The sequence below is a fragment of the Mucilaginibacter sp. genome (assembly GCF_039925265.1).
Classification (GTDB): domain Bacteria; phylum Bacteroidota; class Bacteroidia; order Sphingobacteriales; family Sphingobacteriaceae; genus Mucilaginibacter.
In genome coordinates, this window is the sequence record NZ_JBDSZG010000014.1 from 1 (window position 1) to 13,778 (window position 13,778).

Below are 13,778 nucleotides of genomic sequence, written 5' to 3' on the forward strand. Positions count from 1 at the left end.
ACAAGTCAATTATTGATTATCTTTAAAAAAAAGACCTGTATAGTTCCTTTAGGATTAATAAGCTATAAGGTATAGGTTTTACAGGATTTACTCAAAATCTGTATAGCTATTTCAGGACGGGTCATTGACGCTATTATGGGGGAAAAAATGTTAACCCTGTTATTTTTCAAATTATTGATTATCAAATATTTAAAAAATTAATTTCTGAATTATGTTAAGTTATGTTAACCCTTGTCGTTCTTTAGTATGCTCGCCTATACAACAAGCTAATTATTTATCCGAACCACTCAAACAGCTCTGTCTGCTTCAGTTTGGCCTTTTCTTTTGTGGGGACGTCTTTTAATATTTCGCCTTCGGCCATTTGGATGATGCGGGTACCATAATTTGCGGCGTCCTTTAAATTATGCGTCACCAGTACAGCGGTAAGGCCGTATTGTTTAATAAGGGCATCGGCTGTGCGCATTACCTTTTCGGCAGAGCGCGGATCAAGAGCGGCAGTAGGTTCGTCTAACAGGAGGATCTTACACTCATCCATCACGCTCATGAGCAGGGTAAGCGCTTGCCTTTGCCCGCCGGAGAGCGTACCAATGGGTTGCTCGATTTTATCTTCGAGGCCCATGCCCAGGGTGGCAATTTTTTCGCGGATTAAAGCTTTAAACGTTTCGTTTTTTCCGATTGTCAGACCTTTGCTTTGGGTGCGAAGGGCTGCAAGCCGGAAGTTGTCCAATATGCTCAGATCGGCGGCAGTACCTGATAATGGATTCTGAAAAATACGAGCTATCCATTTGCTGCGTTGGTAGTCGGCCAGTTTGGTGGCGCTGTTCCCGGCGATGCTGATGCTGCCTGTATCGGGCAGCGTAGTACCAGCCACCAAATTAAGCAGCGTGGTTTTACCCGAACCGTTGGAACCCACGATCACTACAAACTCACCTTCTTTTATCTCCAGGCTTAACTTACCCAGCGCCTTCACCTCATTGGGTTTGCCGGCGTTAAAGGTTTTGCTGATGCTTTTTAAATCTATCATGCCTTACTGGAGGTTAAGCGCGGCAGGCCGACTATAATTAATACAAACATGGCCGTTACCATTTTTAACAGATTGGGGTTTACGCCGATGTCCAGCGTAAAGGCCAGCACCAGCTGAAAGATCACCGCGCCGGCAAGCACCAGCACCAAACTGAGCCAAACCGAAGTTATTTGCAGCCAGTTGATCAGAGTTTCGGCAATAATAACCGAGCCGAGCCCGATGATCACTACCCCAATCCCCATACTGATATCCGCAAAACCCTGGAACTGGGTGATGAGGTAGCCGCTTAGTGCGGTTAAGGCGTTGGCAATGGCAAGGCCGATGATCTTCATCCTGTCGGTATTTACGCCAAGGGCACGGATCATTTGTTCGCTATTGCCCGTGGCACGCATGGCAATGCCGAAATCTGTTTTAAGCAGGTAGCCGATAAGTAAGGTAAGCGCAGCTACAAATAACGACAGAATGATGAGCGAATTTTGGTTGGGATCAGTCAGCACATTCAGCACCGAAAACAAGGTGGGCAAACTCAACAGGGGTAAATTAGAGCGACCTAAAATGGTGAGGTTTACCGAGTAGAGCGCCGTCATCACTAAAATTCCCGCCAGCAAAGCATTGATCTTTAATTTGGTATGGATAATGCCCGTGAGCGCGCCCGCTGCGGCCCCTGCCGCCATTACCGCGAACAAGATAAGCCATCCCGGTTGATTATGCGTCAGCATAATGCCCGTTACCACCCCGCCCAGCGTGTAGCTGCCATCGGTAGTAATATCGGGGATATTAAAGATCTTCATGGAGATATAGATCCCGAAGGCAATCCCCGCGAAGCAAAGCCCCTGTAATAAAGCGCTCAGGTACAGCCCCATTATTTTACAGCGGTATAATCTGCCGGGACGGCGATGTTATATTTCTCAGCTGCAGCAGCGTTATACACGCGTTTGCGCACCTTTACCATCTCCAGGGTCAGGCCGTCGGTTTTACGTGTTTTTAGGTATTGTGCAGCTTGTACACCGCTTTGATAACCCCACTGGTAAATATCAGCGCCAAAGGCTGCCACCGCGCCACGCTGCACCAAACCCGCCTCGCTGGTGAAAATGGGCACATTATGTTCATTACAGCTTTTCAAGATAGTTTCAAAGGCAGCAAAAACAGTATTATCCGGGTTAGCGAAGAAGGCATCGATGCCTTTGCCCAAAAGCGCCTGCGTTACCAGTTGCGCATCGGCAGAAGAATTTAAGGGCAGGGCAATTATCTTTACATTCAGTTTAGCCGCTAATCCCTGTATCCTGTTCAAGGCATCGGCAGATTGCGGCTCGCTTTGGTTATAGATCATACCGATGGTCAATTGCGCGCCTTTTGGCTTCAATAGCTTTGGAATAATGGCGAACGAAGTATCGATGTAATTCAACTCCTCCATGGTACCGAATAAATTTGCTGGGCCCTTGCCGCTTGCATCAGTCACTTTCATCCTATCGGGCGTGGGCGATACCATTTGGAAGATGGGGATGGTTTTTGTTTTTTGAATGGCAGCCACCGTAGATAAAGTGGTGGACGTTGCCAGCAGGTCGACCTTTTCGGCCACAAACTGGTTTACCATGGTAGTAAGCGTAGGGATGCTGCCCTGTGCGTTGCTGTACTTTATTTCTACGTTCTTCTGCTCTTCGCTAAAGCCATTCGCTTTCAACGCGGCCACGAAGCCATCTTTGGCCTGCGCTATGGTGGCATCCTCAAAGGCATCTACAAAACCAACCACCGGCACGGCATCCTTAGATTTCGGCGTACAGGAAACTATGGCAGCAATTAATAAAACAGCAATAGAAAGCTTAGGAAATTTCATATATCAAAAATAGTTAAACAGGTCGATTTTTTTGTATTTATCATCAGTCTAAATTGTCTTTCAAATATCAGAATTTTCTTATGGCGATGCTTTTTTTACCTATTTTAGCCCTTCATGATACCCGTTATATCTAAACTACCCCAAACAGGAACCACCATATTTACGGTGATGTCGGCACTTGCTGCCGAGCTTGGGGCTATTAACCTGTCACAAGGATTCCCTGATTACAATTGCGCGCCCGAACTGGTGGAACTGGTGAACAAGGCCATGCAAAATGGCCATAACCAATACGCGCCCATGCCCGGCCTGATGGCCTTGCGCGAGCAAATTGCCATTAAAACCGAAAAACTTTACGGCGCCGTTTACAACCCCGATACCGAAATCACGGTTACCGCAGGCGGCACACAGGCCGTGTTCACCGCTATCAGCGCGGTGATCCATCCAAATGATGAGGTGATCATTTTCGAACCGGCTTATGATTGCTATGCCCCTGCCATTAAACTGATGGGCGGCGTGGTGAAGTCGTTAGAACTCGATCCGCCCGATTACCGCATTGCCTGGGACATGGTGAAACGTCTCATCAACGGTAAAACAAAAATGATCATCCTCAATTCGCCGCATAACCCTACCGCGACTATACTGACCAAGGAGGATATTGAAGAACTGAGCGCCCTGGTGAAAAACCAGGATATCCTGATATTGAGCGACGAGGTGTACGAGCACCTGATATACGATGGCGAAACGCACCATAGTATGGCCCGCTACCCCGAGCTGCAGCAACGCAGCTTTATAGTATCATCCTTTGGTAAAACCTTCCATGCTACGGGCTGGAAGATGGGTTATTGCCTCGCCCCTGCCTACCTCATGACCGAGTTCCGTAAGATCCACCAGTTTTTGGTGTTTAGTGTGAACGCGCCGATGCAGCACGCTATTGCCGAATACCTAAAGGACGAGAATACTTATTTAAGCCTGCCGGATTTTTTTCAGCAAAAGCGCGATTACTTCCGCGAAGGGCTTAAAAACACACGCTTTGAATTACTGCCGTGCGCGGGATCATACTTTCAATCGGTTACTTATAATGCCATTACCGATGAAAAAGATTCGGACTATGCCATACGTTTAACCAAAGAAATTGGGGTGGCTTCTATACCTGTTTCGGCGTTCTACCGTAAAGGTACCGATAAGCATGTACTGCGTTTTTGTTTCGCCAAAAGGCAAGAAACTATCGATAAAGCCGTTGATAGGTTGTTAAAGGTTTAACCTTTAGTAAAATATTTACGTATAAATTTACAAGCCGTTACTCAAAACCACCGCTTATGGATAATCTTAAAGTTACCGTTTACCAGGGATATTTATTTTGGGAGAACATTGATAAAAACCTGCAGAATATCTCGCTAAGGTTGTCCAATATCCGCGAAAGAACCAACCTCATCATCCTGCCCGAAATGTTTAACACCGGCTTCACCATGAACGCTGAAGCACTGGGTGAAAATATGGGCGGTAAAACCATGAAATGGATGCACGATACCGCTGTTAAGTACGATTGCGTGGTAACCGGCAGCATTATTATCAAGGAGGATGGCAAATTCTATAACCGCCTCATCTGGATGCGCACAGATGGTACTTACGAGCATTACGACAAGCGCCATCTTTTCGCACTTGGCAAAGAACATAATACATATACAGCCGGAACTAAAAAACTCATTGTAGAACTAAACGGCTGGAAAATTTCCCCGGTAATATGCTACGACCTCCGTTTCCCGGTATGGCTGCGTAATGTTGATGAGGATTACGATGTATTAATGATCGTTGCCAACTGGCCCGAAAGACGCGCGCTGCACTGGCGTACCCTTATCCCCGCCCGCGCGGTAGAGAACCAAAGCTATGTTATTGCTGTGAATCGCGTTGGTCATGACGGTAACGAAGTTTACCACTCCGGCGACTCTACCTGCATCAGCCCCAACGGCGATGTGGTATACTACAAACGCGATGAGGAAGACGTATACACCTTCTCCATCATTTACGACGAAGTAAAGAAGATCCGTCGCGCGCTACCGTTCTTAAAAGACGCGGATGCTTTTAGTTTGGAAGGTTAAGAATCCACCTCCCCTCCAACGCGTCATTGCGAGGCACGAAGCAATCTCTAAGCTTTGCATAACCGCCTTGCGTTGCCGGTTTGCTTATCGGGAGATTGCTTCGTGCCTACCCATGACGAACTTTTTAAATCCTGATCCAGACAATCATCTTGGCGATGCCTTCGGCCCGGGCTCTGCACTACAACTCCTCATTCCGGGCTGCTGATAGAAGCAGCACTCCATTCCGGGGTTTTCGTTTCTATCCCTATCGCATTTCCTAAGCTATGATCTTTTTGATTTAAGGATTAGCTTGATCCATCCCACCAATGAACCATTAAATTAATGAACCTTCCCACCAATGAACCATTGAACTAATGAACAAATGAACTATTGAACCAATGAACCATCCCCCAATGGAACTATTGAACAAATGAACCACTGAACCATTCAATAAATCTTACTATTTTGCGTTATTCAAACAAGTTAAACCGGATTTATAGATGAGATTGATTTTACGCGGTGTGTTAGTTGTTTTTGCCCTTGGTTTTACCATCTGCGCTTCGGCACAGGATGAAGCAAAACCTGCGGGGAAACCTAAAAAAGAGAAAAAGGAAAAGCCGCTTAAGAAAAAGGAACTTACCCAGTTTGTTAACCCCTTTATTGGCACCGGTGGGCATGGACATACCTACCCCGGAGCGGTAGCCCCTTTTGGAATGGTACAGTTAAGTCCCGACACCCGTTTAGAGGGCTGGGACGGCTCATCAGGCTATCATTACAGCGACACTACGGTTTATGGCTTTTCGCATACGCACCTTAGCGGTACCGGTATCCCCGACTATTGCGACGTGCTTTTTATGCCCACCACCGGCGAGCCTCAATTTAAAAACACCGAATACCGCTCCGGATTCAGCAAGAAAAACGAGGTAGCGTCGCCTGGTTACTATAAAACTAAGCTGAATAAGTATAACATCGAGGTGGAACTTACCGCCAGCGCCCGGGTTGGTGTGCATCAGTACGATTTCCCAAATACCGATAAAGCCAATATCATCATCGACTTGCAACACCGCGACGAGGTGCTGGATTCGTGGATAGAGGTGATGAACGACCACGAGATCCGTGGCTTCCGTCGCTCCAAATCGTGGGCTGCTGATCAGTATTTATACTTCTACGCCAAATTCTCCAAACCTTTTAAAACCTACGGCATCGCGCTGGACGATAAACTGCAAAACAGCCAAAATAAAGTACAGGGGGAAAATGTAAAAATGTACATCCAGTTTGATAACCCCGGCGAGGTAGTATCCAAGGTGGGTATCTCAGCCGTAAGCGCTGAGGGAGCCTTAAAAAATCTGGATACGGAGGTGCCTGATTTCGACTTTAAAAAAGTATACAAAGAAGCTAAGGCCGCCTGGAACGTAGAATTGAATAAGATCCAGGTAGAAGGCGGCGCGCCGCCAAAACCGCAACAGGCGCAGGAGACCAACATTTACGGCTACCCTACTTATAACAAGAAAGGCGTACAGTTTCCGGATCATGCGCGCACCAAGCAGGTGATATTTTATACCGCGCTATACCATTGCATGGTTGCGCCAAACATTTATAACGATGTGGATGGCCAGTACCGCGGGCTCGATCAAAAGATCCATAACGCTACGGGCTTTAACTATTATACCGTGTTTTCGCTTTGGGATACTTTCCGCGCGGAGAACCCATTACTTACCCTGATAGACCGTAAACGCACAACGGATTTCATCAAATCCTTTTTAGCGATGTACGAGCAGGGCGGCCTGTTGCCTATATGGCCGCTGGCATCCAACGAAACTTATTGTATGGTGGGTAACCACTCCATCCCTGTTATTGTAGACGCCTACGCAAAAGGCATCCGTGATTTTAACGCCGAAGAAGCCTTTATGGCCATGAAAGCCGCAGTGAACCGTAACCAGTTCGGGTTGGATAACTATCGCAAAACCGGTGCGGTAAATGCCGATGTGGAGCATGAATCGGTTTCTAAAACGCTCGATTACGCTTACGATGACTGGTGTATTGCCCAGATGGCCAAAATGCTGAACAAACCTGCGGAGTACGCCGAATACATCAAACGCGCGCAATACTGGAAGAACGTTTTTAATAACGAGAACACCTTTATGCAGGCCCGCGATAACGGCGGCTGGTACACGCCTTTTGAACCTACCGAGATCAACAACAACTACACCGAAGGCAACGGCTGGCAATACACTTTCCTGGTGCCGCAGGATGTAGAAGGGCTGATGAAAGCCATGGGCGGCAAAAAAGATTTTGAGATAAAGCTTGATGAACTGTTCAGCACCAACGCCAAGCTAAGCGGCCGCGAACAAGCCGACGTAACCGGTTTGGTGGGGCAGTACGCGCATGGCAACGAACCGAGCCATCATATTGCTTACCTGTACAACTTTACCAACGCGCCCGATAAAACGCAGTACTATGTAAACAAGATCCTGCGGGAGCAGTACAGCGATAAACCCGATGGCTTATCGGGCAATGAGGATTGCGGGCAGATGTCGGCCTGGTATGTAATGAGTTCGTTGGGTATTTACAATATCGCGCCAGGCCAGCAGCAGTTCCAGGTAGGTGTGCCGCAGTTCGAATCGATCATTGTGAGTTTAGAGAACGGTAAACGATTTAATATCAGCAATACCGGTGCTACCGTTAGCCGCGAAAATAACTTTTTGCAGGGCCTGAACATGGACGGTAAGGCCTACAACAAGCTTTACATCAATTATGAAACCATTGAAAAAGGCGGCACTTTCGAAGTGTTCAGTGGCCGGATAGCCAATAAACTTTTTGTACAAGATCTGGAGAAACCAACCTCGGCTATTACCGAAGAACTAATAGTACCTAACCCCTACATTGTAGCAGGCACCAAAACTTTTAAGAAACCTATTACCGTAGAAATTAAATGTATTGACTCTTTAGCTAAAATATATTACACACTGGATGGCACCACGCCAACCGCTTCTTCGGCTATGTACGATAAGCCGATCCAGATCTTAGTGAACACCACGGTAAAAGCCGTTGCCATTAACAATGGTAAAAATAGCTTTGTGGATGAGGCAACGTTCACCAAAATACGCAGCGACATTAAACTTACCCTCACCAACAAATACCTGCCCAACTACTCGGCGCAGGGCGATGAAACACTGATAAACGGCATCCACGGTACCGCCAACTGGCGCCTGGGCAACTGGCAGGGTTACCAGGGTAAAGACCTGGAAGCGGTGATAGATCTGGGCCAGGTAAAACCTGTCAAACAACTGAGCATTGGTACTTTACAGGATAGCCGCGCCTGGATAGTGTTCCCTAAATACGTACAATATTGGATCTCTGATGATGGCAAAAATTACAAACTTGCCGCCACAATAAACAGCAAGGTAAATGTGAAGGAACTTGAACCACAAACGCAGGAATTTGCCGCCGCGGTAAATGTAAAGGCGCGCTACATCAAACTAATAGCCAAACAATATGGCCCCCTGCCCGATTGGCACGAAAGCAAAGGCAACCCATCGTACATATTCGCGGATGAGATAACTGTTGAATAGTGATTAGAGGCTGGAGATTAGTTAGAAGCAAAAACGCCGGCATGCACCCAAATTAGAATTTAGGCTTTCGATTTTAGAATTTACACGCAGTGATTAACGAAGAACTTTTAAACCGCGTTCGCGAAGCATTGGTTGATCTGCCGGATGTGGGCGAGAAACGGATGTTCGGCGGCATTTGCTTTATGGTAGATGATAAGCTCTGCATCTGCGTAAACCAGCACGAGGCCCTCTTCCGCATCAACCCTGATGATTTTGAAACCACCGTTGAAATGGACGGTGTACGCCCCATGCAACAACAAAAACGCACCGCCAAAGGCTACCTTTTTGTACACGAAGACGCACTCAGCAGTAAAAAGGTATTTGAAGAATGGGTGAATAAAGCACTTGAGTATAATAAGGTAGCAAAGGCAAGTAAGAAGGGGAAATAGAAGTAGCAGTTGCAGTAGCGGTATATGTAGTAATTGTTAAGCTTTTAAAACCGACAAACCCGTCGGCACCTAAAAAAATCGGCCTCGTCCTGTTCGGCAACCACAGGCATTGCTAAAGCATAACCCCTTGATAGAACAGGGCGCAGCCGAGAGTTTCTTTTGGTTACTTTTTTTTGCGGAAAAAGAAAAGTAACATCACTGGCTTTAATTACGCACCCCCACTGTTAACGGAGCAATAATCGCCACTTGGCCCATGAGGTTGCCAAATCGCCTCACTACACAGCCCAATACACTTCTCGCAAATGCATGGTGTGTACGCCCGGTTAATCTGCATATTCACGCACTGTCCCACCTACTTCTCCCACCCCGTTTCCTTCAAAGCTGGGTCATTCTCTTTGGCTAAAAAATCATTGTTGGATAACGAACCTGCATCCCATTCTAAAATGGCTTCATCGGGCACTATTTCTACCGCCGTTTTCCAGGAGGTTGATGTTTCATTATAAGCCAGGTTGGATTGCAGCGAATAACAGCTAATTACTGACCATCTCGGTTGATCGGATAAATTCGCTTCAGACCTGTGTAACAGGTTACTATGAAACAACAAAGCATCACCCGCATCCAGTTCGCTATACACCAACTCCATGGTTTTAAGTGCGTTCTCCACCATCACCATATCTGCCCCTACCTGCTCCCCGGAAAAACCATGGTTTACACGGCCCAACTTGTGCGATCCTTTGATCACCTGAAGGCAGCCGTTTTGCTTGTTGGCATCCGTTAGGGCAACCATCACGCTCATCAGTTCATCGGGGAACATAAACTGGTTTTTATACCAATAGCCGTAATCCTGGTGCCACTCCCATGCACCGCCAACCCTGGGCTCTTTCTGCATCAGCTTGGAGTGAAAGTGACAAACCGCGGCATGCTCGCCCAGCAACTGCGCTACGCGTGCTATCATTTTCTCGCTCCGGGTGAGGTAGCCAAAAACGTCGTCACCGGGCGTGAACCATAAAGATAGGCGTGTTTTTTTGCCGCTTTGGTCGTTCAGATCCAGCGCGTTCTTACGCATAGCGTCATCATTAAGGGCGGTACTGTAAAGTTTTTCTATCTCGGCATCGCTGCAAAATTGTTTGATCACGAGATAGCCGTCACGCTGGTACTGCGCTATCTGCTCAGGGCTGAGTGCTTTGCTTTCCATAAAAAAGTAAAATTGGTTAGGTAAATTTAAGAGATTTATCTAACCAATTTATTTATCAATCCTAGTTAAAGGTAACCTCGCGGTTATTTAGTTTCCATTTAGCCGGCCATTGTTCGGTCAGCCGGTCAAGCGGTTCGCCGGTTGGCTGCACGTTGGCAGCATCGGCAAAGGCCTTTTTAATGGCAACTTTTTTATCAGCATCTAAAATGTCCAGTTCGGCCGATACAAATAACGGCGCGCCGCATTCGGCCAGCAATTGTAGCCATTGGCGATTCTTATCCCATGGCACATCTTTGGCCAACGCAATCGCAATCGGCAGCATAAAAAGTATTGTGGTGTGTAAAGGCGGAAACCTAAAGTATTCACCCCCCCCATTTTTTAGTACTGGCCCACTTCTTACCGCTGGTATCGTCGCCTGCACGGTTCAATTCAAACACGCCGGCAGATAAGTGGCTCATGGTATACAGCCTATAATATACATATCACCCGCCGATTGCCCTTATGGATCGATACAGGTGGCTAATGATCTCGGCATTCGTTTTTGTTTGATCCGGGAACTTCCAGGCCGGCGCGGTAATCGCATCCGTCATGTGAAACCCCGGCGGCCCAAATGTCATTGCAAACGTAAGCCTGCTGTACATTGCCGCCGCCATGGATGCGGCAGAGAGTTTGATAAAATTACGTCGTAACATAGGTTGATATAAAACAACGTACCTAAATCTACAAATTACAGCTAAAAACCGCTCTGGTGGCTGTAACATTTCTCGTGCGTCACGCTCTAAGTGAATAAGGAATGCTAAATTAATACCATAATAGTTATGAACTGGAAATTCTTATCGCGCAAAAAAACTGATACAGCAAAGCCTAAAAAGAGCAAAACACGCGAGTGGATAGATGCTATTTTGTTTGCACTGGTGGCTTCTACCATCATCAGGGGCCTGTTATTTTCGGCATTTGCCATTCCTTCCGCATCCATGGAAGGTAGTTTAATGACCGGCGATTACCTGTTCGTAAGCAAATTATCATACGGCGCCCGTATGCCGATGACACCTGTAGCCATTCCGTTTACAGAATCGACCATATACGGCAACATGAAAACTTATTGGGATGGCATACAGCTACCCTACTACCGCCTGCCGGGCTTGGGCGATGTTAAAAAAGGCGACGCTGTTGTATTTAACTATCCTGCAGAAACCGTTCCCCGCCCGGTGGATATGCGCGTGCATTATATAAAACGCTGCGTTGGACTCCCCGGCGAAACCGTTACCATAGTGAACGGACAAGTATACACCGACGGAAAAATTGTAAAAAACGCACCGCAGGCACAAACATCTTACCTGGTAGTCACCAACGGTACTCCATTAAACCAGGACGTTTTAACCGACCTGCACGTAGAAGTAAGAGGTTTTGATGGTACAAGCACCTACGAAATGGTGATCCCTACCGATAGCTATTCGCAGGTAAAAAACTTCTCTAACGTAAAATCTGTTACCCAGGTAAATGAGCCGAAGGGCGGAGCTGACTCCCGCGTTTTCCCGCAAAGCCCCCTGTTTAAATGGAATGAAGATAATTATGGCCCTATCCTTATCCCTAAAAAAGGTACGGTTATCCAACTAAATGATAGCACCATAGCATTATATAGCCGCGCTATTGAGGTTTACGAGCATAACAAACTGGAAATAAAAGGCAAAGAAGTTTTCATTAACGATAAAAAGGCCGATAGCTACACCTTTAAAATGAATTACTACTGGATGATGGGCGATAACCGCCACAATTCAGAAGATTCGCGTTTTTGGGGTTTTGTGCCCGAGGACCACATTGTAGGCAAAGCTGTAATTACTTGGATGAGTATCGATAGCACCCAATCTTTCTTCAAGAAGATTCGCTGGAATCGTATTTTCCGCCCGATACATAGCGTAGAACAATAGGCTTTGATACGCCCGATAGATAACTACTTTTTAGAAAAGCCAGAGCCTGCAAAAAGCGCCCTGGCTTTTTTACGCAGCCATATTTTATCGCTGGACGCTCATCTTACCGAGGAGTGGAAATACGGTATGCCTATGTATTGCTACAAGAGCAAAATGTTCTGCTATTTATGGGTGCATAAAAAACACCTGCAACCCTACATTGGTATTGTGGAAGGCCACCAGCTTAACCACCCCGATCTGCTCCAAGAGAAGCGTGCCCGGATGAAAATATTGCTGATAGACGCTACAGAGGACATCCCGGTGGAGAAGATAAATGCAATATTAGCAGAGGCGCTCACCTTTTATAAATAATTCCTCGCTTTTTTAGCTCCAGCCCCGAATTTACTGCGCGAAACATTAAATTGCAGCATGAAAAACATGCTACCGAAAGCAACCTTTAGTTTGTTGTCTGTGCTGCTGCTGTTAGCCTTGTTGTTTACCATAACGGCCAAGGCACAGCAGATGGATGTCGCTGCTATTAAAAGGTCTACCCCGCAGCAACGGGCCGACTGGCAAAACAAAATGATAAAGAACGAAGCTAAGGCCAACGCCCAGCAGAACTTTAACAAGGTAGACGCCTGGCTGAATGATAACACCCCTGCCATGGGTGGGCGCAGCGTGCTATTGGTTTATAAGGATGGCAAAGTAGTATACAATAAAGCCGTAAACGATCTGTCGCGCAGGCAAAAAATGGTGAACAAGTTTATGGCCCGCCGGCAAAATAAAACCGCTAACCTGGATGATTACAACTCCACCACCAAGATCCCTATTGCCAGCTGTAGCAAATGGCTCAGCGCCGCGCTGGTTATGACCTTTGTTGACGAGGGCAAACTAAAACTAACCGACACGGTTGGCAAGTACCTGCCCATTTTATCGCAACATGGTAAAGGCAACATCACCCTAAGCCAGTGCCTGTCGCATACTACAGGCATCAACCCGCCATCTCTTAAAGAAAGCTTGCAGGAAATGCGCGGCGTAAATACTATGGACGAAGCCATAGCTGATATTGCCAACCTGCCTATGGAAGGCGAGCCCGGTACCGTATTCCATTACAGCAATGCAGGCTTGCAAATTGCGGGTGCTATCATCGAGAAAATAAGTAGTAAAGATTTTCACACGCTGTTTGCCGAACGTATTGCAGGCCCACTGGAGATGAAGAACAGTGATTTCGGTGCCAGCAAGGTGGCCTTGCCCGCCGGAGGTGCTAATAGTAGCGCCGATGATTATACCAACTTTTTGGCGATGATACTAAATAAAGGTATGTACAGAGGCAAACGCATCCTCAGCGAAAAAAGCATTGCTGAAATGCAGGTGAACCGCGTAACCGCCGATGTGAAAATTGGGTACGCTCCCGCCGAGGCCGGTACCATGGGCTATGGCTACGGCGAGTGGGTAATGGGGCCAAATATGGTAAGCAGCCCCGGGTTGTTTGGCAGTTTCCCGATGGTAGATAACAAGGGCTATTATACCGCATTTTTGCTATGCTATTATCTAAAAAACGATGGCCGCGGCGAACGGTATAAGCAGTTGGCGGGCTTACTGCAGGAGGCGTTAAAGTAGACGTAGGTATATTACTCATGCCAAACAAGAAAAAACCCGTAAAATACCGGCCGATAAGGCAATGATAATGCTGCGCAACAAACAAAAAACGCTAAAAACTTAGCATGTTTGTATGCGTAACGC

Annotated in this window: 13 protein-coding genes; 7 read left to right on the forward strand and 6 right to left on the reverse strand. The window is 46.9% G+C overall.

The features are described from left to right. Positions 1-274: 274 nt before the first annotated feature. Genes ABIX36_RS06335 through ABIX36_RS06345 form a run of 3 tightly spaced genes read right to left on the reverse strand, consistent with a single transcriptional unit; the run spans position 275 to position 2,858 of the window. Complete coding sequence (locus ABIX36_RS06335) at positions 275-1,024, reverse strand: ATP-binding cassette domain-containing protein (protein ID WP_348081318.1); 750 nt, start codon at positions 1,022-1,024, stop codon at positions 275-277. Continuing rightward, positions 1,021-1,887 (reverse strand): ABC transporter permease, encoded by an 867-nt coding sequence (locus ABIX36_RS06340; RefSeq protein WP_348081319.1) that lies wholly within the window; start codon positions 1,885-1,887, stop codon positions 1,021-1,023. Before ABIX36_RS06340 ends, ABIX36_RS06335 begins: the two co-directional genes overlap by 4 nt. Then, positions 1,887-2,858, reverse strand: a complete 972-nt coding sequence (locus tag ABIX36_RS06345; protein WP_348081320.1) for an ABC transporter substrate-binding protein — start codon at positions 2,856-2,858, stop codon at positions 1,887-1,889. The genes ABIX36_RS06340 and ABIX36_RS06345 overlap by 1 nt, the downstream gene beginning before the upstream one ends. A 114-nt stretch (positions 2,859-2,972) precedes the next feature. Between ABIX36_RS06345 and ABIX36_RS06350 the strand changes: the two genes are divergently transcribed. The 4 genes from ABIX36_RS06350 (at position 2,973) to ABIX36_RS06365 (ending at position 8,933) form a co-directional block, all read left to right on the forward strand. Beyond that, positions 2,973-4,118, forward strand: coding sequence for a methionine aminotransferase (locus tag ABIX36_RS06350; RefSeq protein ID WP_348081321.1), 1,146 nt, complete (start codon positions 2,973-2,975; stop codon positions 4,116-4,118). Positions 4,119-4,174: 56 nt separating this feature from the next. After that, positions 4,175-4,954, forward strand: a complete 780-nt coding sequence (locus ABIX36_RS06355) for an amidohydrolase (protein WP_348081322.1) — start codon at positions 4,175-4,177, stop codon at positions 4,952-4,954. A 479-nt stretch (positions 4,955-5,433) separates the two neighbouring features. Beyond that, entirely contained in the window at positions 5,434-8,505 is a 3,072-nt protein-coding gene (locus tag ABIX36_RS06360) for a GH92 family glycosyl hydrolase (RefSeq protein WP_348081323.1), read from the forward strand. Between the two features lie 89 nt (positions 8,506-8,594). Beyond that, positions 8,595-8,933 carry a TfoX/Sxy family protein gene (locus ABIX36_RS06365; RefSeq protein ID WP_348081324.1) on the forward strand — a complete coding sequence of 113 codons (339 nt, stop codon included), beginning with the start codon at positions 8,595-8,597 and terminating at the stop codon, positions 8,931-8,933. A 352-nt stretch (positions 8,934-9,285) separates the two neighbouring features. On the opposite strand, the gene ABIX36_RS06370 is transcribed toward ABIX36_RS06365, so the two are convergent. From ABIX36_RS06370 to ABIX36_RS06380, 3 genes are all read right to left on the reverse strand, one after another. Then, positions 9,286-10,128, reverse strand: coding sequence for a phytanoyl-CoA dioxygenase family protein (locus ABIX36_RS06370; protein ID WP_348081325.1), 843 nt, complete (start codon positions 10,126-10,128; stop codon positions 9,286-9,288). 61 nt (positions 10,129-10,189) lie between these two features. Continuing rightward, positions 10,190-10,450, reverse strand: coding sequence for a hypothetical protein (locus tag ABIX36_RS06375; RefSeq protein ID WP_348081326.1), 261 nt, complete (start codon positions 10,448-10,450; stop codon positions 10,190-10,192). 160 nt (positions 10,451-10,610) lie between these two features. Then, entirely contained in the window at positions 10,611-10,820 is a 210-nt protein-coding gene (locus tag ABIX36_RS06380; protein ID WP_348081327.1) for a hypothetical protein, read from the reverse strand. A gap of 126 nt (positions 10,821-10,946) precedes the next feature. Here ABIX36_RS06380 and lepB point away from each other — a divergent pair, with 126 nt between their 5' ends. Genes lepB through ABIX36_RS06395 form a run of 3 tightly spaced genes read left to right on the forward strand, consistent with a single transcriptional unit; the run spans position 10,947 to position 13,655 of the window. After that, entirely contained in the window at positions 10,947-12,056 is a 1,110-nt protein-coding gene (gene lepB / locus ABIX36_RS06385; protein WP_348081328.1) for a signal peptidase I, read from the forward strand. Positions 12,057-12,059: 3 nt separating this feature from the next. After that, positions 12,060-12,407: a DUF1801 domain-containing protein gene (locus ABIX36_RS06390; RefSeq protein ID WP_348081329.1), complete on the forward strand. Its 348-nt coding sequence runs from the start codon at positions 12,060-12,062 to the stop codon at positions 12,405-12,407. Between the two features lie 57 nt (positions 12,408-12,464). Then, positions 12,465-13,655 (forward strand): serine hydrolase domain-containing protein, encoded by a 1,191-nt coding sequence (locus tag ABIX36_RS06395; protein WP_348081330.1) that lies wholly within the window; start codon positions 12,465-12,467, stop codon positions 13,653-13,655. Positions 13,656-13,778 lie beyond the last annotated feature (123 nt).